A 19886-nucleotide genomic window follows, 5' to 3' on the forward strand; every position below is an offset into this window, starting at 1 on the left:
CCGATGGCGAAGGACGGCCCATGCTTGCACATGCAACGGTCCGTTGCGACGATGGCGGACCAGTGAGGGAACCACATTCGGATGATGGGAAAGGACGGCCCATGCTTGCACATGCAACGGTCCGTTGCGACGATGGCGGACCAGTGAGGGAACCACATTCGGATGATGGGATACGGGCGTTGGCTGTTGGCGGTAATGCTGTTGCTGGTGAGCGTGGGGTTGGCGGCCAAGGTCCCTGAAGTACCGCGCTTCCGCGTACTGGGCGTGGCCCAGGGCCTGCCATCGACCACCATCACCGCGATTGCGCGCGACAGGAAAGGCTATCTGTGGGTCGCGACCTGGGACGGCGTGGCCCGCTACGACGGCGTCAATTTCCATGTCTGGCGCCACGAAGCCGATGATCCGCGCTCGCTGCCGGGCAACATCGTCCAGGCGCTGCATATCGACGCCCAGGATCGGATCTGGGTGGCCACTGAAAACGGCGGTGTCAGCATGATGGGGCCGCGACGTGACGGCTTCGTCCACTACCGAAAGGCCGATTATCCGCTGTTGGGCAGCGACGACGTGTTCGCCATCACCAGCCGCGGCGATGATGTCTGGTTCGGCACTTACGATGCCGGCCTGACCCGGCTCGATGGCCGCGGCCAGATGCACAACTATTCGCAGCAACTGCCGGCCCACGACGGCTTGCCGTCCAACACCGTGCTGTCGCTGGCGTTCGATGCCAGGGGCACGCTGTGGATCGGTACCCTGGCGGGGCTGGCCCGGCATGACCGCAACGGATTCAAACGGGTGTCCACGCCAGGCGGCGACGACGCGATGGTGTATTCGGTCAGCGTGGTCGGTGATGAGGTCTGGGCAGGCACGTCGCAGGGTGCATTCCGCTGGCGGCCCGCCGACGGCTGGCATACGCCGGCCTGGAGTGGCATGTTCGCCCGACCCAACGCAGTGACCGCGGTGACCAGTGACCAGAAAGGCGAGTACTGGCTGGCCAGCCAGCGCGGCCTGTGGCACACCATGGGCGAACGCGCGCCTGTGCCGATGAATGATCTGCAGCAGGACAGCCGCGTGGTGCAGGCGCTGTTGATGCAGGACGACGGCGGCCTGTGGGTCTCGATACCGACCCGCGGCCTGGGCTATCTACGCGCGGACTGGCGGCGGATTGCCGCCTACACCACCGAACACGGTTTGAGAGGGGGCCTCTACCGCGGGCTGGCTGCGTCCCATGATGGCGGTATCTGGCTGGCGGGCAGCCGCGCCACCGTCGAATACCTCGACACCAGCAGCGGCGAGGTGAGCGTGCTGGAGGCACCGTGGCAGGACTATGCCTCGCGCCTGCTGTCAGCCCATGAGGACAGCCACGGATTGCTCTGGCTGGGCTATCGCAGTGGCTTGATCCGCGTCGATCCGGCCACCGGCAAAACGGTTCACTGGTCATCCGGGCCCCGTTCGGATGGCCAGCAGACGCCGGATGGCAGCTCGGTCGACTGGCTGGCCGAAACTCCCGACGGTGTGCTCTGGCTGGCAACCCAGATAGGCAACATGCAGCGTCGCGATCTGGTGACCGGCAAGGTCATCCAGAATCTCGACAACGCAGCCATGGGCAGTGAGGAAGTCGGCGAAATCTACACGATGCTGGTGGGCCCGCACGGGCGTCTATGGATCGCCAATGCGTCCGGCCTGCGGGTCTGGAACGACGACCTGAGGCGATTCGATGGCGTGCCGGGCACCGGCGGCGAGAAGATTTTCGATTTCGTTTTCGATGGTCCGGATCACCTGTGGGTGCATCGGTTGTCTGGCCTGGAGAGCTGGCGCCGGAACAAGCAGGGCTGGACCCTGGACCGGCGGCTGCGCGCGGCTGACGACGTGCCGGCGGTGGAGTCGACCGGGATGGCGCTGGACAAGCGCGGGCGGCTCTGGCTGGCGACCCGGCGCGGACTGTACCGGATCCAGCCGGGCACGGTTGGCGGCAAGGTCGAAGTACGCAACTTCGGCGTGCGTGATGGCCTGATAAGCCAGGAGTTCAACGACCGCGCCCTGCTGTTGACCGATGACGGCATCCTCGCCGGTGCCGCCGCCGATGGCTCGGTCATCGTGCTCGATACCACGCTCGATGATCCGGCCGTGGTCCGTCCCAACCTGGTGGTCGACAAGGTCACCATCGCCCGTGGCGATCAGTTGAGTTATCTGCCAGCGGTGGGTGGCTTCGAACTCAAACCCGATGCCCATGAGTTCGAAGTCAGCATGCGCCTGCTGACCTATGAAGATCCGATGTCGAATCGCTATCTGTCGCACCTGGACGGTTTCGACAAAGGCTGGGTCGACCAGGGCGCCAATGGCGATCGGGTGTTCTCGGCGTTGCCGCCGGGCAGTTACACCTTGCACATGCAGGCCTTCGACAATGCCGGCAACAGCTCGCCGGTGCGCGAGATATCGTTCCGGGTGTTGCCGCCATGGTGGGCCAGCGTGCCGGGTATCGCCGGTCTGGCGCTGCTGGGGCTGAGCCTGGTGCTGACCGCGATCTTCGGCTACCGCAGGCGCCTGCGGCGCATCACCAGCCTGCAACTGGCCGAACACAAGCGCGAAGTGGCCGAGCAGGCGTCGCAGGCCAAGACCCGTTTCCTGGCCACTCTTGGCCATGAGGTGCGTACGCCAATGACCGGGGTGATGGGGATGAGCGAGTTGTTGCTGGCAACCCCGCTCGACGAACAGCAGCGCAGCCATACCTTGGCCATCCAGCGAGCCGGCGTGCATCTGCTGCGGCTGGTCAACGACGCACTCGACCTGGCCCAGATCGAGGCCGGCAAACTGCAACTGCAGTCGCAGCCATTCGATCTGCGCGAACTGATCGATGACGTGGTCGGCCTGTCACGACCCCTGGCACAGAGAAAAGGCCTGGCATTCAACGTCCAGGTGGCGCCGCAGCTGCCGGTGATGATGCAGGGCGACCCGGTGCGGATGCGCCAGATCCTGCTCAACCTGCTGGGCAATGCGATCAAGTTCACCGAAAAGGGCGCGGTCGGACTGCAGGTCGAAGCGCGGCCTCAGGGCGGTGTCCGCCTGCGGGTGGAAGACACCGGGCCGGGCATCAATGTCGAACAGCAATCGCGATTGTTCCGGCGCTTTGAACAAGCCGAAGGCGTGCGCACCACCGCGCGCTACGGCGGCAGCGGCCTGGGTCTGGCGATCTGCCAGGAACTGGCGCTGGCGATGGGCGGCAACATCACCCTCGACAGCACCCCGGGACTGGGCACGCGCTTCGTGGTCGAACTGCCGCTGGGCAAGGTCAAAGTGCCGGCGCAGGATGTGCAGGCCCACGATGCAGGTGAGGAGGAAACGTTGTCGATCCTGCTGGTCGAGGACGACGTGACCGTGGCCGAAGTCATTGCCGGGCTGCTGCGCGCGCGTGGGCACCAGGTCAGGCACGTGCTGCATGGGCTGGCGGCGCTGGGCGAGATTGCCACGTTGCCGTTCGACCTGGCCATGCTGGATCTGGATTTGCCGGGACTGGACGGACTGGCGCTGGCCCGGCAGATGCGCCTGGCCGGCTTCAGCGCGCCGCTGCTGGCGATAACCGCGCGCGCCGACCTCGAGGCCGAAGAACAGGTCAGGGATGCCGGCTTTACCGGCTTCCTGCGCAAACCGGCGACCGGTGCGATGCTGGCCACCGCGGTGCACCGCGCCATGCGCGGGCAACCCTGGATCGAATAGCCAGCGAGTCAGTCGGCCCAGCTCTCGGCGTAGATGCTGGCGTCCGGATTGTCGGGATCCGGATAGACCCAGATGCCGGTGCCAGTATTGGTATCGGCAGGCAGATACAGACCCTGGTCATTGGCAAACACCGTGCAGCCGGCGGGCACCTGCGATCCCGTCGCAGGCAACGCCTGTCCTCGTTGGCACTGTTTCTGCAACAGCGCCTGCATTGGCTGGCTGACGCGGGCGAAGGGCTGCGCGATGACGTACTGGTGGTCGCCCCAGCGGGCCGAATCCATCAGCCGGATTTCGCTGACATCGAAACCGGCCATTCGCACCCGGCCTGGTTCCAGCAGGGCGGTGGCGGAAATCGCGACCACCGGCCGTGCCGGATCCTCGTCATCGGCTTCGCACTCCAGCAGGATGCGGCGTACCAGCAGTGGCCAGGGTGCCGGCATGTCCTGTGGGCGCCGGGCCGCGATGGCCTCGCAGCCGGGCTGTTGCGGCAGCCCTTGCGCATCCAGCATGACCGCAGCACCGGTGGCCCGGGTCAGCAGCGGAAAATCATGGCCATGGACCTGATGCACGACTTTGGCCGGCGGCTGCGGGCGCGCCGTTTCCGCAACCCGTTCGCCCGCCTGCACGGCGGCGATGGCCAGCACACCGGCCGTCAGCAGCATCGCGCGCAGCGTGCCGCGGCCCGCTGCGGTGAATTCGCGTCCGCGACAACACAACTCATCCATGCGAATGCAATCCATTGCCTGTCCCCGTGGCCTAGCGGCGGCTGAATTCGTGGACCGCGTCCACCAGCACGCCAACGTGATCCGGATTCATGTCCGGTGACATGCCATGGCCGAGGTTGAACACATGGCCCTCGCGCGAACCACCGTTGCCTTCGGCATAGCTGTCCAGTGCGCGGCGTACCTGTTCGCGGATCGCCTGCGGTGAACCGTACAGCGTGGCCGGGTCCAGATTGCCTTGCAGCGCGACCTTGCCACCGGTCTGGCGCGCGGCGTCGGACAATTCAATCAGCCAATCGACGCCGACGGCCTCGGCGCCGCTGTCGGCCAGCGCCTGCAGGTGGATCGCGTTGCCCTTGCCGAACAGGATCAGTGGCGTGCGCTCCTCGCCCTCGCCGCGCTCCAGCTCGCGGGCGATGCGGGTCAGATAGGGCAGCGAGAACTCGCGATACATCGCAGGCGACAGCACGCCACCCCAGGTGTCGAATACCTGCAGTGCCTGGGCGCCGGCCTGGCGTTGCGCGGCCAGGTAGGCAATCACCGCGTCGGTATTGACCGACAGCAACGTGTGCAGGGTCTGCGGATCATTCAGTGCCATCGCCTTGATCCGGGCGAAGTCCTTGCTGCCGCCGCCTTCGACCATGTAGCAGGCCAGCGTCCACGGACTGCCGGAAAAACCAATCAGCGGCACCTTGCCATCCAGCTCGCGGCGGATGACCCGCACCGCTTCCATCACATAGCCCAGGTCCTGCTGCATGTCCGGCACCTGCAGGCGTTCGGCGTCGGCGGCGCTGCGCACGGTGTGCTTGAACTTGGGACCTTCGCCTTCAACGAAATACAGCTCCAGGCCCATCGCGTCGGGGATGGTCAGGATGTCGGAAAACAGGATCGCCGCGTCCAGGTCGAACCGCCGCAGCGGTTGCAGGGTGACTTCGCAGGCAATCTCCGGATTCTTGGCCATCGCCAGGAAGCTGCCGGCCTGGGAGCGGGTGGCGCGGTACTCGGGCAGATAGCGCCCGGCCTGGCGCATCAGCCATACCGGCGTGCGGTCAACGGGTTGGCGCTTGAGCGCACGCAGCAGGCGGTCATTCTTGGGGGCAGTCATGAAGCATCCGGGAGATGTGGAAAGAGATAACGGGAGCCGCGCGCGCGGGCGGACAAATCAGGCGGGTGCGTCGGCACCACGGGTGAACATCACCTGGAAACCGCGTTTGAGCTGGCTGTCGCGGGCTTTTTCAAAGGCACTGATCGCCTCGGCCTGCAGCAGGTACTGTTCGCGCCGCAACTGCGAGCGACCCCCGATTACGCCGCTCTCGCGCAACAGCTCCCAGCCACCGAACAGGTCCGGTTGCAGGGTCAGCTGGACGTAGCGGGGAGCTTCGCCGGCTTGCGGGTGCTGCTGGAGGAGGACGCGCATACCGGCATTTTAGGGCCTGGCGGCCGGGGACGATAGCGCAGCGCCCGGCCAGCGCCTTCAATGACGGCCGCAGGCCGCGCGCAAAACCGCCAGGACCTGGTCTTCGTCGACATCGGGCACCACCAGCGCCTGGCCGATGCCACGCCAGAGCACCAGCCGCAGGCGGCCGGCGATGTTCTTCTTGTCCAGACGCATCCGCGCCAGCAGCGCCTGCGGGTCCAGCCCCGCCGGTACCGTCACCGGCAGCCCGAAGCCTGCCAGCAACCCGCGCAGTGCCTGCACGTCCTGCGCCGGCGCCATGCCCAGTCGGGTCGACAGCTCGGCCGCCAGGACCATGCCAACGGCCACCGCTTCGCCATGGTTGAGGTTGTCATTGTCGGGATGGCCGTAGCCCTGTTCGGTCTCGATGGCATGGCCGAAGGTATGGCCCAGGTTGAGCAGGGCGCGTTCGCCGCGCTCCAGCGGGTCACGCTCGACGATGTCGGCCTTGTGCTGGCAACTGCGGGCGATGGCCTCGGCCAACGCATCGGCATCGCCATCGAGCAACGCCCGCTGGTGTTCGCCCAGCCAGTCGAAGAAGGCCGCATCGCCGAGCGCGCCGTACTTGATCACTTCGGCCAGCCCGGCGCGCACTTCACGCAACGGCAATGTTGCCAGTACCCCGGTGTCGGCCAGCACCGCCCGCGGTGGATGGAAGGCACCGACCAGGTTTTTGCCCTGGGCGATGTCGACCGCGGTCTTGCCACCCACTGACGAATCAACCATCGACAGCAGCGTGGTTGGCAACTGCACGCAATCCACGCCGCGCATCCAGCAGGCCGCCGCGAACCCGGCCAGGTCACCAACCACGCCGCCGCCAAGCGCCACCACGCAGGCATCACGGCTGGCGCCGAGATCGGCCAGCGCGGCAATCACCGCGGCAAACTGCTCGATTGTCTTGGACGACTCGCCGGCGGGCAGCAGGTACTGGCCAATCTGGAGATCCGGCCGTGCGCCAAGCAGCGCATCGCGCACGCGCGCCGCATAGCGCGGGGCGACGTTGGTATCGCTGACCAGCAGCAGGTGGCGGCCGCGCACCCGGGCCGCCAAGCGTTGGCCATCATCTAGCAGGCCGGGGCCGATGTGGATGGGATAGGGCACTGGGCCGTTGACGTGGACAGTCTTCATGGCAGGAAAAGGATCTGGAATGTCATGGGCGATCGGCCCGGGGAAAAGCAGGTTGCAGGGCTGGCCGGCAGCAGGTGTGTGGCCCCGGCCGCATCCACCGCATGCCCGCTCACGAGTTCGCGTCCGCGGGCGCGCGCGGCAATGGCTGGCGTTGCCAGCGCATCGCCAGCAGGTGGATCAGCCGGGCCGTGGCTTCGGCCGGGCTCAGGCCATCGGTATCCAGGCTGAGATCGGCGACCTGTGCATACAGCGGCTGCCGCAGCTGGTGCATATCGCGCAATACCTGTTCGCGATTGGCTTGCTGCAGCAGCGGACGATTGCCGCAACGGCCCAGCCGCTTGAGCTGACTGGCCACCGACACCTGCAGGTACACGACATAGCCTTGTTGCTGGATCAGCGCCCGATTGGCGGGATCCAGCACCGCGCCACCGCCGGTGGATACCAGGTGGCCATCGCGCGCCAGCAAAGCAGCCAGGGCGGCGCTCTCGCGGGTACGGAAGCCGGTTTCGCCGACGTGTTCGAAAATGGTCGCGATGCTGGCGCCGGTCTGTTCGACGATGTACTCGTCGGCATCGACGAATGCCAGCCCGAAGCGCTCTGCCACGCGCCGGCCTATCGAGGTCTTGCCTGCGCCGGTGGGTCCGACGAACACGAGGTTGGAGGAGGGGTTCATCGAACGCGATGCTAGCACTTCGTGCGCGGACGCTTAACATCCGGACGCCTACGGTGGGGGTGGGCGCATCCGCGTCAGTCAACGGTAACCAGCATGTCCATCGCCAAAGTCATCGAGCTCACCGCCTCCTCCAGCATCAGCGTGGAAGACGCGGTCAAATCCGGTCTTGCCAAGACCGCCGAAACCGTCAAGGGCATTCAGGGTGCCTGGGTCAACGAAATCAAGGTAGTGACCGACCCGCAGGGCAACATCACCGAATGGCGGGTCAACCTGCGCATCACCTTCGTGGTGTCGTAACCGCGAAGGGCCGGCTGGCCTCAGCGCAGCGGTGGTATTGGCCGGCGTTGGTCATCCAGTGCCAGGGTGCTGTCGGCAATACTGGGCCAGATGCGCAGGCCCTGGCGGCTGATCCGTTCGAAAAACTGCACGAAGCGCCGTATCTGCGCCAGGGTCATCGGCGTGCGCCCGGGCCGGTTGGCGGCCAGTGATTGTTCCTGCTGCCAGCGCCACAGCGGCACGACATCGAAATCCGGTGCCTGCAGGCATATCAGCGGCTGGACCAGCTGCCACAGCGGCGGGTAGTCGCTGGCCAGCCGCTGGTTGCACCATTGTCGCCAGCGGCCATCGCCGTCTTCTTCGCGCTCGAGCGCATTGATCGGTTCGAGCAGCGCCTGTTGCGACTCGGCCGGCACGCACAGGCACCAGCCTTCCAGCACGATCAGATCGACTTTGCCCTCGATGCGTGGCCATTGCCCGAGCGGCCAGGGATCGTCGGCCAGTTTGTCGAAGCGCGGCAGCCGGGTGGGCGCACCCGCGCGCAGCTGGCTGATGACCTCAAGTGCCAGCGGCAGATCGTGGCTGCCGGGTGGCCCGCGGGTCTGCAGCAATGGATGCACGTCTGCGGCCAGTCGCGCCCGCCGTTGCCGCGACAGGTAAACGTCATCCAGCGACAGCACCGCCACGCGCAGGCCGCGTGCCCCGGCCAGGCTGGCCAGCTGTGCGGCGAGGGTGGATTTGCCGCTGCCCTGGACACCGGCGATACCCAGTACCGGCGGCGCCGTCGCTGCCGTCAACGCCATCTCCAGCGCCGCCGCTGCCCACTGCAACGGCAAGCCAGCGCTGCCATCGGGATGCGTGGTCGCGGTCATCCGGTCACAATAGCCGATGTCGCGGTGGCCGCAATGGCGCCGCCCCCATGGAGTGTGTGCTGATGACCGATCTGTATGCCGAGGCGTTGTCGACCTTCGCCAGCCTGTTCGAGGAAGCGCGGGCGGCACCCGCGGAAATCGAGGCCAACGCAATGACCGTGGCCACCGCCACGGCGCAGGGCCGGCCATCGGCACGCACCGTGTTGCTGAAGTCGTTCGACCCGCGCGGCTTTGTCTTCTACACCCACCTGCACAGCCACAAGGGCCGCGAGCTGGCGGCCAATCCGCAGGCGGCGCTGCTGTTCCTGTGGCGCAGCCTGCGCGAGGCCGGCGTGCAGGTAAGGATCGAAGGCGCGGTGGAGATCGTCAGCGACCAGGAAGCCGATGCCTATTTCGCCAGCCGTGCGCGGATGAGCCAGATAGGCGCATGGGCCTCGGCCCAGTCCGAGCCGTTGGCGTCGCCGGAAGAATTCGAACAGCGCCTGCGCGAAGTCGAAAGCGAGTTCGCCGGTATCGAGGTGCCACGGCCACCGGGCTGGAGCGGCTATCGGGTCAAACCGGATGCATTCGAGTTCTGGTACGGCGCCGGCTTCCGCCTGCATGAGCGTTGGCGTTACCAGTTGCAGGAGGGCCAGTGGAGCAAGCACCGGTTGTATCCGTGAGCCGTGCCTCGGCGCGGTCCGATGCCAGCGCAGGTGCCTGAGATGGGTCCGCAACGCATTGTCTGCCTGACCGAAGAGCCAACTGAAGTGCTGTATGCGCTGGGCGAGCAGGATCGCATCGTCGGCATCAGCGGCTTTACCGTGCGTCCGCCGCAGGCGCGCAAGGACAAGCCCAAGGTCAGTGCGTTTACCAGCGCCAGGATCGATCAGATCCTCGCGTTGCAACCGGACATGGCGATCGGCTTTTCCGACATCCAGTCCGATATCGCAGCGGCGCTGATCAAACAGGGCGTGGAGGTCTGGATCTCCAATCACCGCAGCGTCGCTGGCATTCTCGATTACATCCGCCGGCTGGGCGCACTGGTCGGCGTCGCCAGCAAGGCCGATGCCTACGCCGATGACCTGCAACGCAGGTTGCAGGCGATCGCCGCGCAGGCAGCGCAACTGCCGCGCCGGCCACGGGTGTATTTCGAAGAATGGGACGAGCCGATCATCACCGGCATCCGCTGGGTCGCCGAACTGGTCGAGCTGGCCGGCGGCATCGACGTGTTTCCCGAGCACTCGGGCCAGTCATTGGCAAAGCACCGGATACTGGCGGATCCTGGCGAAGTCATCAGCCGGGCGCCGGACATCATCATGGCCTCATGGTGCGGCAAGAAGTTCCGCGCCGATGCGCTTGCCGCACGACCGGGCTGGAATGCCATCCCGGCGGTCCGTGACGGCGAGCTGCACGAAATCAAGTCACCGTTGATCCTGCAGCCGGGACCGGCCGCGCTGACCGATGGCGTGAATCAGATCGCCGACATCATCCAGGCGTGGTCACGGCGTGCGCAGGCTGCCGGATCCCGATAGCCGTCACTAAGCCAGAAGTCCTCTTCCTGGCGAATGCCGGGCCCCGGCCTTCAACGAACGCAAGGGATGGCAACCGCTGCAGATGCTGTGTCATGTCAATGCGTCGATATCGCAGCAAGGGTAGCGGAGCAAACTCCGCTCTGCGTGTGGTCAGAATCCGCGGTCGAACTGCACGCGATGGGTCTTGCCTTCGACCGTGACCTGCAGTTCGAAACGCAGGTGATCATTGCGGCTTACCGTCACCTGGCCGACATGGTCCTGGTATCCAGCGACAGCTATGTCGCGGAAGGCGATGGGCTGGCGCTTGCCGCTGAGATCGCTGGCCACGCCGGTGACGCTGGCGGCCTGCGGCAATTCCTCGCTACCTGTCTGCCTGCGCACCGCGACGATGACCATCGCGGTGTCGGCATCCCGCGGCAGGCCGGAATCGGCGGCGGTCGCCTCGGCCAGCGACAAGGTGGGCAATGCGTTGTAGCGGACGATGATGTCACCGAAGCGGGATTGCGCCTCCGCCGGAGGCAGGTATTGCGCAGGCGTGGCGGCCTGTTCGCCGGAGCATGCTGTCAACAGGCCTGCGGTTAACAAGCCTGCGGTTAACAAGGATGCTGCCGAAAGACCTGCCGCCAGCAGCCGGCGGCGATAACTGGATGCTGTGCGCTTCATCGTGCGGCAACCCCTCAAGTAGTCTGATCAGTCATTGGCCGCGGACAATTCCTGCCCGCGCACGCGTGCGGCGTGCATGGCCTTGGCGACCAGCGCCTCCAGCCCGCCATCCTTGAAGCTTTCAATGGCCGCGTGGGTGGTGCCGTTGGGCGAAGTGACGCGGCGACGCAGCTCACCAGGCTCGACCTCGGATTCGGTCAGCATCCGTGCCGCGCCCAGGATGGTCTGCAGCACCAGCGTGCGCGCGGCGTCATCCGGCAGGCCTTCGGCCTTGGCCGCGGCCTCCATCGCTTCGGCGAACAGGAAGATGTAGGCCGGTCCGCTGCCGGACACGGCGGTGACCGCATCCATCTGCGCTTCGTCTTCGATCCACACGGTAGCGCCGGCGGCCGACAGCAACCGGGTCGCGCGCTGGCGTGCCGCGTCGCTGACCAGTGCGTTGGCAAACAGGCCGGTGACGCCGGCGCCCAACAGCGCCGGCGTGTTGGGCATGGTGCGGATGACTGCAACCTCGCCACCCAACCAGCGCTGGACCTGGTCGGCGGTGATGCCGGCGGCCACCGACAGCGCCACCGGCTTTTCGGCCTGGGCCTGGCTCTGCAGGGATTCGCAGACCTGGCGCATGACCTGCGGTTTGACCGCCAGCACCCACTGGCCACAACCCACCACCGCGTCGGCGGCATTGTCGAAGACGCGCACGCCGAAATCCTGCTGCAACTGCTGGCGCAATGCGTCGACCGGTTCGGCCACATGTACCTGCTGCGCCGGCGTGCCGCGCCCGATCAGCCCGCCGATCAGGCTGCGGGCCATGTTGCCACCGCCAATGAAAGCCACTGCGTTGCTGGAATCCATGATGTCGTCTCCTTGAAGCGAATTGCGTATTGCGTGCGCGCGCTGCGGCGGCACGTGCGAAAAGGCTGAAGCCGGTTCAGCGGCGGGGGCGGGCGCCAAACAGCGCCGTGCCGATGCGGACCAGGGTCGCGCCTTCGGCGACCGCAAGTGGAAAATCATCACTCATCCCCATCGACAGGGTATCAAGGCCGGGGTAACGCCGGGTCAAGGCGTCGAACAACTGCTTCATCCGCTGGAATGCCTGGCGCCGTTGCATCGGATCCGGAGCCGGTGCCGGAATCGCCATCAGGCCACGCAGGCGCAGCCGCGGCTCTGCGGTGATGGCGTCGGCCAGCGTATCGATCTGTTCGGGCCGGCAACCATGCTTGCTGGCTTCGTCATCGATGTTGACCTGGATCAGCACGTTCAGTGCTGGCAACTGCGCTGGCCGGTGACGGGCCAGCGTTGCCACCAGTTTGATCCGGTCGACAGTCTGTACCCAATCGAACAGGCGCGCGGCGATGTCGGCCTTGTTCGATTGCAGGTGGCCTATCAGGTGCCATTCCAGACCGGGTACGCCGGCCAGCGCGGCATGCTTGGCCTGTGCTTCCTGCACGTAGTTCTCGCCGAACGCGCGCTGTCCGGCCGCCGCCAGTTGCGCCACCGCCTCGGCAGGCTGCAGCTTGGACACCGCCAGCAGCCCGGGGCATGGCCGGCCGGCGTCATTGGCCGCGTTTTCAAGCCGTTGCAGGGTGTCGCGCAGGGCGTCGGCGAGCATGTTCAATCAACCATTGGATATGCGGGCAAGATCGCTATACTGCCGCTTGGGGAAGAATCGTTCCAGTTTGCAGCCACTTGGGGGAAGTCGGATCATGGATATCGCCGAGCTACTGGCGTTTTCGGTAAAAAACAAGGCATCGGACCTTCACTTGTCGGCCGGCCTGCCGCCGATGATCCGGGTGGACGGTGACGTCCGTCGCATCAATATTCCGGCACTGGATCACAAACAGGTCCATGCGCTCGTCTACGACATCATGTCGGACAAGCAGCGTCGCGATTTCGAAGAATTCCTGGAAGTCGATTTCTCGTTCGAAATCCCCAGCCTGGCGCGCTTCCGTGTCAACGCCTTCAACCAGAACCGCGGCGCCGGTGCGGTGTTCCGCACCATTCCGTCCGAAGTGCTGACCCTGGAGGACCTGGCCTGCCCGCCGTTGTTCCGCGAACTCATCCAGCAGCCGCAGGGCTTGATCCTGGTGACCGGGCCGACCGGTTCGGGCAAGTCGACCACGCTGGCGGCGATGATCGACCACATCAACAAGAATGAATACGGTCATATCCTCACCGTCGAGGATCCGATCGAGTTCGTGCACACCTCGCAGAAGTGCCTGATCAACCAGCGCGAAGTCCACCGCGACACCCACGGCTTCAACGAGGCACTGCGTTCGGCGCTGCGTGAAGACCCCGACTACATCCTGGTCGGCGAATTGCGCGATCTGGAAACCATCCGGCTGGCGCTGACCGCCGCGGAAACCGGCCATCTGGTGTTCGGCACCCTGCACACCAGTTCTGCGGCCAAGACCATCGACCGCGTCATCGACGTATTCCCGGCCGGTGAGAAACCGATGGTGCGCTCGATGCTGTCCGAGTCGCTGCGTGCGGTGATTTCGCAGGCATTGCTGAAAAAAATCGGTGGCGGTCGTACCGCGGCCTGGGAAATCATGGTCGGCACCCCGGCGATCCGCAACCTGATCCGCGAGGACAAGGTCGCGCAGATGTATTCCTCCATCCAGACCGGCCAGAACTACGGCATGATGACCCTGGATCAGCATCTGCAGGATCTGGTCAAGCGGGCGCTGATTTCGCGCCAGCAGGCCAAGGAATACGCCAAGGACAAGCGGTTGTTTGAGTAAGGCCGGGATCGGGGACTCGGGACCGGGGACCCGGCACGGCCAGTTGAATTCGATATCCATCTACAGGGACCAGTATCGATCAGGCAAGGCGGACTGTTGCGAGCATTGATGCTCCTGCCGGTTCTGCCGTCCCCGGTCCGAGTTCCCGGAGCACTTCCATGAGCACCATCGATTTCACCTCGTTCCTCAAGCTGATGGCCCACCAGAAGGCCTCGGATCTGTTCATCACCTCCGGCATGGCACCGTCGATCAAGGTCAATGGCAAGATATCGCCGATCACGCAGACGCCGTTGACTTCGCAGCAGTCGCGGGATCTGGTGCTCAACGTCATGACCCCGGCGCAGCGCGAGGAGTTTGAAAAGACCCACGAGTGCAATTTCGCCATCGGCGTGGCCGGTGTCGGTCGTTTCCGCGTCAGCTGTTTCTACCAGCGCAACCAGGTCGGCATGGTCCTGCGGCGGATTGAAACCCGCATCCCGACGGTGGAAGAACTGAGTCTGCCACCGGTGATCAAGACGCTGGCGATGACCAAGCGCGGCATCATCCTGTTTGTCGGCGCCACCGGTACCGGCAAGTCGACCTCGCTGGCGGCGATGATCGGTTATCGCAACCAGAACTCGACCGGCCACATCATCACCATCGAAGACCCGATTGAATTCGTCCACAAGCACGAAGGCTGCATCATCACCCAGCGCGAAGTGGGCATCGATACCGACAGCTGGGATGCGGCGCTGAAGAACACGCTGCGACAGGCGCCGGACGTGATCATGATTGGCGAAGTTCGCACCCGCGAGGGCATGGACCATGCGATTGCCTTCGCCGAAACCGGCCACCTGGTGCTGTGCACGCTGCACGCCAACAACGCCAACCAGGCGATGGACCGGATCATCAACTTCTTCCCGGAAGACCGCCGCGGTCAGTTGCTGATGGACCTGTCGCTCAACCTCAAAGGTGTGGTCGCGCAGCAGCTGGTGCCGACCCCCGATGGCAAGTCGCGACGGGTGGCGATGGAAATCCTGCTGGGCACGCCGCTGATCCAGGACTACATCCGCGATGGCGAGATCCACAAGCTCAAGGAAGTGATGAAGGAGTCGACCAACCTGGGCATGAAGACCTTCGACCAGAGTCTGTTCGAGCTGTACCAGGCGGGCGAGATCAGTTACGAGGACGCGCTGCGTTACGCCGATTCGCAGAACGAAGTGCGGTTGCGCATCAAGCTGGCCCAGGGCGGTGATGCACGCACCCTGGCGCAGGGCCTGGACGGGGTCGAGATCGCCGAAGTCCGCTGATGCGCTGATGCTGGCCGCCACGGCGGCCCATCGCCGACGGCGGGTGCTGCCAGTTTTTACCGGCGTGCCCGCTGGGGTGGGTGAGTGCGCTGATGGAGCCCGCCCAGATGCGTGGTCAACCTGCCGTCATCGCCGTACACTGCGCCGGGAAACAGGGAGTTTTTGCCATGCGCAACCATGATGCCGGGCGCCGGAGTGTGGCGGGCCATCGCAAGGGATTATTGCTGCTGGGGCTTGCGGTGCTGTCGCCGACGGTGATGGCGCAGAGCGGATCGGACACGGCAAGTGCCAGCGAACTGCGCGCCGAAATCACCGCCATGCGCCAGCAACTGGACGCACTGGAGCGCCGCTTGCAGGCGCTGGAGGCACCGGGCGCTCAAGGCCGCGCCATCGCGCCGGTCAACTCCCCGCCGGCAGCCCCGGCCAGCGTCGCCGATGGCGCGCAGACCGAACCGGCCGGCGTGGTCGCCAGCGCCGCTGTCAGTCCACCGGACACGCAATCGATGATGTCGGTGCCGGGCGTCGAAGCGTCGGTACTGGCGCCGCGTGAATCGGTCTCGGATCCCTCGCTGGCGGCGTCGCGACCGGACAGCCAGGCCGCGCCGACCGATGCCGAGCTCAAGGGCTTCATGCCGATACCCGGCACCGAGACCCGCTTCCGCATCGGCGGCTATGCCAAGCTCGATGCCATGTACGACCCGCATGCGGTCGGCAATGACGACAATTTCGTCACCTCGTTGATTCCGCTCGACGATACCCCGGGCACCGACGCGGCCAATTTCAACCTGCATGCCAAGCAAACCCGTTTCAATCTGGAAGCGCGCCGGCCGACGCCGCTGGGCAACCTGCGCTTCTATCTCGAGAATGATTTCTACGGCAGCAGCAGTGGTTACGAGTACCGGCTGCGCCATGCCTACGGCCAGATCGGCAACACCTATGCGGGCTACGGTTACAGCAATTTCATGGATGCCGACGCACTGCCGGACACCCTGGATTTCGAAGGGCCAGGCAGCACCATTTTCCTGTTCATTGCCGGCGTCCAGCACAGCTTCAAACTGGGCCGCCACCTGCATCTGAGCGTGGCGGCCGAGGATCCGCAGACCCAGCTCGATGGCGGCAATGCACAGGTTGACGGGGTAACCAATGCCATGCCCGACCTGTCGGCCAGGCTGCGTCTGGAACGCGAGCGCGGACACCTGCAGCTGGCCGGCCTGTACCGGCGGCTGGGCTATATCGATGGAGACGACAAGCATCACGACCAGGCCGGCGGCCTGTCGCTGACCGGCTCACGTTCGCTGGGGGATCGCGACCTGCTGCTGTTCGGTGGTCACTGGGGCCAGGGCATGGCCCGCTATGTCAGCGATATCGGCGGCAGCAACCGCGACGCGGTGATCGACAGCCAGGGTCGCCTGCATGCTTTAACCAGCTATGGCGGCTACTTCGGTTACACCCACTACTGGAGCGCCGACTGGCGCAGCAATCTGGTCTATGGCCGGTTGCACATGCCGGATGAGGATTTCCTGGCTGGGGACGCGTTTGCCGACAGCCGCTATGGCGCGCTCAATCTGATCTGGAGCCGGGTGCCATCGTGGACCATGGGCATGGAGCTGCTGTACGGCCAGTACCAGCAACAGGATGGCCGTGATGGTGACGCGCTGCGGTTGCAGGGCAGTCTGCAATACAACTTCATCAAGTAGGCGGGTTTCGGCTGGGGCAGGCAGCAGGGCAAGCAGCAGGGCAGGCAGCGGAGCAAGCTCCGCTCTACGTGAGGGGAGAGGCGAGGCAGGCGAGGCCGGGCTCGGTTAAAATGGGCCGCATGTCGATTCCCGTCTCGCCCCTGGCCAACCAGTTCCTGATCGCCGCGCCGGCATTGGATGATCCCAATTTCGCCCGCGGCGTGGCCCTGATCTGCCAGCATGACGAAGAAGGCGCGATGGGCGTCATGGTCAACCGCGCCTCCGAATACACGTTTGGCGAAATCCTCGGCCAGATGCAGCTGGAGACCCGTGACGAGTCGCTGCGTGGCCAGATCGTGCTCAGTGGCGGGCCGGTCCACCCCGAGCGGGGTTTCGTGCTGCACGATGACCCGCGCGAATGGGATTCGACCCTGGAAATCGCCAACGGCCTGTACCTGACCACCTCGCGTGACATTCTCGAGGCAATGGCGCGTGGCGAAGGCCCGGCCAATGCGGTGCTGGCGCTGGGCTGTGCTGGCTGGGGTGCCGGCCAGCTGGAGTACGAACTGGGCGAGAACAGCTGGCTGACCGCACCGGCGGATCCGGCACTGCTGTTCGGTCTGCCACTGGAACAGCGCTGGCACGCCGCCGCCGGGCTGATCGGCGTGGACATGTCGCACCTGGCCGATTACAGCGGCCACGCATGAAGCCGTTCGCCCGCCGACGTACAGGCCGCCGTCGCGCAGGTTTTACGTTGCTTTCGGCATGCTCTGGCATGGGGGATCCAGTCATGCATGCAGGGAGTGGATGATGAAGCTGGATGGCACCGTGTTGGGATTCGACGTGGGATCGCGCCGCATCGGCGTGGCGGTTGGCAGTGCATTCGGCACCGGCGCACGCGCGCTGGCGGTGGTCGATGTGCATGCGCAGGGACCGGACTGGTCGGCAATCGACCGATTGAACAAGGAGTGGCGGCCCGACGGGCTGGTCGTCGGCGACCCGATGACCCTGGATGGCGGTGACCAGCCGATCCGCAAGCGCGCCCATGCCTTCGCCCGCGAGCTGCACGCACGCTACCGCTTGCCGGTGGTGATGATCGACGAGCGCGCCAGCTCGATCGAGGCCGCGCAACGTTTCGCCAACGAGCGCGCCGAAGGCCGCAAGCGACGCCGTGATGCGGCGGCGCTGGATGCGGTGGCCGCTGCCGTGATCATCGAGCGCTGGTTCGCAGCGCCGCAAGACGCCACCCACGTGGTGGCCTGACTTTTCCCTGCCCAGTGAAACTCCATGACCCAGCAAATTGATTCGGATGGCCGCCTGCGACACCTGTTGACCCTGGACGGCCTGCCCCGGCAGACCCTTTGCCATCTGCTGGATCGCGCCGGGCAGATCCGCGACGCCGCCATGGGCCGCATCAATCGCCGCCAGGTATTGGCTGGCAGCAGCGTATGCACGCTGTTCTTCGAACCGTCCACGCGCACCCGCAGTTCGTTCCAGGTGGCAGCGCAGCGGCTGGGGGCGGACGTGCTCAATTTCGATGCATCGACCTCGTCGACCCGCAAGGGCGAAACCGCGCGCGACACGCTGAAGAACCTCGAAGCGATGGGCGTGCGCTGTTTCATCGTACGTCATTCCGACAATGGCGCCGTGCACGATCTGGCGGCGGTGGCGGGCGAGGGCACGACCCTGATCAATGCCGGCGATGGACGCAGCGCGCATCCGACCCAGGGCTTGCTGGATGCGTTGACCCTGCGCCAGGCCAAGGGCGCGGATTTTTCCTGCCTCAAGATACTGATGGTCGGCGATGTCAGGCATTCGCGGGTGGCGCGTTCGGACCTGCACGCGTTGCGCACGCTGGGAGCCGGCGAAATCCGCGTCTGCGGGCCGGCATCGCTGCTGCCGGAAGACGACACCCTGGCCGGCTGCGTGGTCGGCGACGACTTCGAGCAGATGCTGCAAGGCGTTGACGCGGTGATGATGCTGCGGCTGCAACGCGAGCGGATGGAAGAGGGCCTGATCAGCTCGCTGGAAGACTACCATCGCGATTACGGCCTGACCGCCGAACGCCTGCGCCTGGCCGCGCGCGATGCGGTGGTCCTGCATCCGGGCCCGGTCAACCGCGGCGTTGAAATCACCGACGAGGTCGCCGATGGTCCGCAATCGTTGATCCTGCGCCAGGTCAGCAACGGGGTCGCCATCCGCATGGCGGTGCTTGAAACCCTGATGACCTGATGCCTGCGGCGCCGTGGGCGTTACCGCGCGCTGCCGGCTTACGAGGTTTTCACGGACGGGGCCGTAGAACTTGGCTTTCCCTCAACAAGGAAAGCCCCCATGCATCATCAGCATCCCCCGGTCACCGCGAGTTCGGTCGATCTGCAACGCTATCTGGGTACCTGGTACGAAATCGCACGCTTGCCGATGCGCCACGAGCCGCGTGATTACACCGACATCACCGCCACCTATTCGTTGCAGGAAGATGGCAAGGTCAAGGTCGACAACCGCGCCCGTGATGGTGAAGGCGAGTTGCAGCAGTCAGTGGGCGAGGCCAGCGTGGTCGACGGCAGCGGCAACGCCAAGCTGGAAGTGAGCTTCATGCCCGATGGCTTCAAGTGGGTGCCGTTCACCAAAGGCGACTACTGGATCCTGCGGGTCGACGAGGACTACCGCACGGCACTGGTCGGCTCGCCGGATCGCAAGTACCTGTGGCTGTTGTCGCGCGAACCGGTGATGGCGGCCAGCGTCAAGAACGAATACCTGGCGACCGCGACCGCGCAGGGCTTCGAGCTTGATGATCTGATTCATACCCGGCAGACCGCAACCGACTGAAACCATTGATCGGCTCTCTGCTCGCCGTGATGAAGCCATTGATCGGCTCCCTCCCCCGTGCACGGGGGAGGGCTGGGGTGGGGGGCGCGTTACACCGGCCGTCAGCCGGAATGCCGATAGGCGTAGGCCAAGGCCAGTGCGGCGATCAGCCGCTCTACGATCGTCGCGACGAAGCTATTGTTCGGCTCCCTCCCCCGTGCACGAGGTGGGGGCACGGTACGCCTTCCCGTCAGCCGGTGTGCCGATAGGCGTAGGCGGCCAATGCCAGTGCGGCGATCAGCCGCTCTACGATCATCGTGACGAAGCTATTGTTCGGCTCCCTCCCCCGTGCACGGGGGA

Annotated in this window: 20 protein-coding genes; 11 read left to right on the plus strand and 9 right to left on the minus strand. The window is 65.5% G+C overall.

All coding sequences use genetic code 11. From position 1 onward, the window contains the following. Positions 1-207 precede the first annotated feature (207 nt). Positions 208-3711 carry a two-component regulator propeller domain-containing protein gene (locus tag ABB29_RS08105; protein WP_245622570.1) on the plus strand — a complete coding sequence of 1168 codons (3504 nt, stop codon included), beginning with the start codon at positions 208-210 and terminating at the stop codon, positions 3709-3711. Positions 3712-3719: 8 nt separating this feature from the next. On the opposite strand, the gene ABB29_RS08110 is transcribed toward ABB29_RS08105, so the two are convergent. The 5 genes from ABB29_RS08110 to ABB29_RS08130 all read right to left on the minus strand — a co-directional run bounded on the left by ABB29_RS08110 (position 3720) and on the right by ABB29_RS08130 (position 7690). Next, positions 3720-4436, minus strand: a complete 717-nt coding sequence (locus ABB29_RS08110) for a hypothetical protein (RefSeq protein WP_057658106.1) — start codon at positions 4434-4436, stop codon at positions 3720-3722. A 31-nt stretch (positions 4437-4467) separates the two neighbouring features. Further along, positions 4468-5538, minus strand: a complete 1071-nt coding sequence (gene hemE / locus ABB29_RS08115) for a uroporphyrinogen decarboxylase (RefSeq protein WP_057658107.1) — start codon at positions 5536-5538, stop codon at positions 4468-4470. Positions 5539-5595: 57 nt separating this feature from the next. Next, complete coding sequence (locus ABB29_RS08120) at positions 5596-5850, minus strand: WGR domain-containing protein (protein ID WP_057658108.1); 255 nt, start codon at positions 5848-5850, stop codon at positions 5596-5598. A 57-nt stretch (positions 5851-5907) separates the two neighbouring features. Beyond that, entirely contained in the window at positions 5908-7017 is a 1110-nt protein-coding gene (aroB, locus tag ABB29_RS08125; protein WP_057658109.1) for a 3-dehydroquinate synthase, read from the minus strand. A gap of 109 nt (positions 7018-7126) precedes the next feature. Then, a complete protein-coding gene (locus ABB29_RS08130) occupies positions 7127-7690 on the minus strand; it encodes a shikimate kinase (RefSeq protein ID WP_057658110.1) in 564 nt (187 codons plus the stop codon). A 93-nt stretch (positions 7691-7783) separates the two neighbouring features. Between ABB29_RS08130 and ABB29_RS08135 the strand changes: the two genes are divergently transcribed. After that, positions 7784-7987, plus strand: a complete 204-nt coding sequence (locus ABB29_RS08135) for a dodecin family protein (RefSeq protein WP_057658111.1) — start codon at positions 7784-7786, stop codon at positions 7985-7987. Between the two features lie 20 nt (positions 7988-8007). Here ABB29_RS08135 and ABB29_RS08140 read toward each other — a convergent pair whose 3' ends face one another. Then, entirely contained in the window at positions 8008-8838 is an 831-nt protein-coding gene (locus ABB29_RS08140) for a kinase (protein ID WP_157062559.1), read from the minus strand. Positions 8839-8900: 62 nt separating this feature from the next. Here ABB29_RS08140 and pdxH point away from each other — a divergent pair, with 62 nt between their 5' ends. Together pdxH and ABB29_RS08150 are read left to right on the plus strand one after the other, a co-directional pair. Further along, positions 8901-9500, plus strand: coding sequence for a pyridoxamine 5'-phosphate oxidase (pdxH, locus tag ABB29_RS08145; RefSeq protein WP_057658112.1), 600 nt, complete (start codon positions 8901-8903; stop codon positions 9498-9500). A 42-nt stretch (positions 9501-9542) separates the two neighbouring features. Next, entirely contained in the window at positions 9543-10352 is an 810-nt protein-coding gene (locus ABB29_RS08150; RefSeq protein ID WP_057658113.1) for a cobalamin-binding protein, read from the plus strand. Between the two features lie 150 nt (positions 10353-10502). Here the strand turns inward: ABB29_RS08150 and ABB29_RS08155 are convergent, their stop codons facing one another. The 3 genes from ABB29_RS08155 to ABB29_RS08165 form a co-directional block, all read right to left on the minus strand. Then, entirely contained in the window at positions 10503-10919 is a 417-nt protein-coding gene (locus ABB29_RS08155) for a DUF4426 domain-containing protein (protein WP_057658114.1), read from the minus strand. Between the two features lie 123 nt (positions 10920-11042). Next, positions 11043-11867, minus strand: coding sequence for a pyrroline-5-carboxylate reductase (gene proC, locus ABB29_RS08160; RefSeq protein WP_057658115.1), 825 nt, complete (start codon positions 11865-11867; stop codon positions 11043-11045). Between the two features lie 76 nt (positions 11868-11943). After that, positions 11944-12624 carry a YggS family pyridoxal phosphate-dependent enzyme gene (locus ABB29_RS08165; RefSeq protein ID WP_057658116.1) on the minus strand — a complete coding sequence of 227 codons (681 nt, stop codon included), beginning with the start codon at positions 12622-12624 and terminating at the stop codon, positions 11944-11946. 94 nt (positions 12625-12718) lie between these two features. Between ABB29_RS08165 and ABB29_RS08170 the strand changes: the two genes are divergently transcribed. The 7 genes from ABB29_RS08170 (at position 12719) to ABB29_RS08200 (ending at position 19547) form a co-directional block, all read left to right on the plus strand. Then, a complete protein-coding gene (locus ABB29_RS08170) occupies positions 12719-13756 on the plus strand; it encodes a type IV pilus twitching motility protein PilT (protein ID WP_057658117.1) in 1038 nt (345 codons plus the stop codon). 158 nt (positions 13757-13914) lie between these two features. Continuing rightward, entirely contained in the window at positions 13915-15045 is a 1131-nt protein-coding gene (locus tag ABB29_RS08175) for a PilT/PilU family type 4a pilus ATPase (RefSeq protein WP_057658118.1), read from the plus strand. A gap of 167 nt (positions 15046-15212) precedes the next feature. Further along, on the plus strand, positions 15213-16742 hold the full coding sequence (locus ABB29_RS08180; protein ID WP_083487659.1) for a DcaP family trimeric outer membrane transporter: 1530 nt from the start codon (positions 15213-15215) through the stop codon (positions 16740-16742). 119 nt (positions 16743-16861) lie between these two features. Beyond that, entirely contained in the window at positions 16862-17428 is a 567-nt protein-coding gene (locus ABB29_RS08185; protein ID WP_057658150.1) for a YqgE/AlgH family protein, read from the plus strand. 100 nt (positions 17429-17528) lie between these two features. After that, positions 17529-17984, plus strand: a complete 456-nt coding sequence (gene ruvX, locus ABB29_RS08190) for a Holliday junction resolvase RuvX (RefSeq protein WP_057658119.1) — start codon at positions 17529-17531, stop codon at positions 17982-17984. Between the two features lie 24 nt (positions 17985-18008). Continuing rightward, entirely contained in the window at positions 18009-18953 is a 945-nt protein-coding gene (locus ABB29_RS08195; protein ID WP_057658120.1) for an aspartate carbamoyltransferase catalytic subunit, read from the plus strand. A gap of 99 nt (positions 18954-19052) precedes the next feature. Next, positions 19053-19547: a lipocalin family protein gene (locus ABB29_RS08200; protein ID WP_057658121.1), complete on the plus strand. Its 495-nt coding sequence runs from the start codon at positions 19053-19055 to the stop codon at positions 19545-19547. The last annotated feature ends 339 nt before the right edge of the window (positions 19548-19886 follow it).

This window comes from Pseudoxanthomonas dokdonensis (assembly GCF_001431405.1).
Lineage (GTDB): Bacteria > Pseudomonadota > Gammaproteobacteria > Xanthomonadales > Xanthomonadaceae > Pseudoxanthomonas_A > Pseudoxanthomonas_A dokdonensis.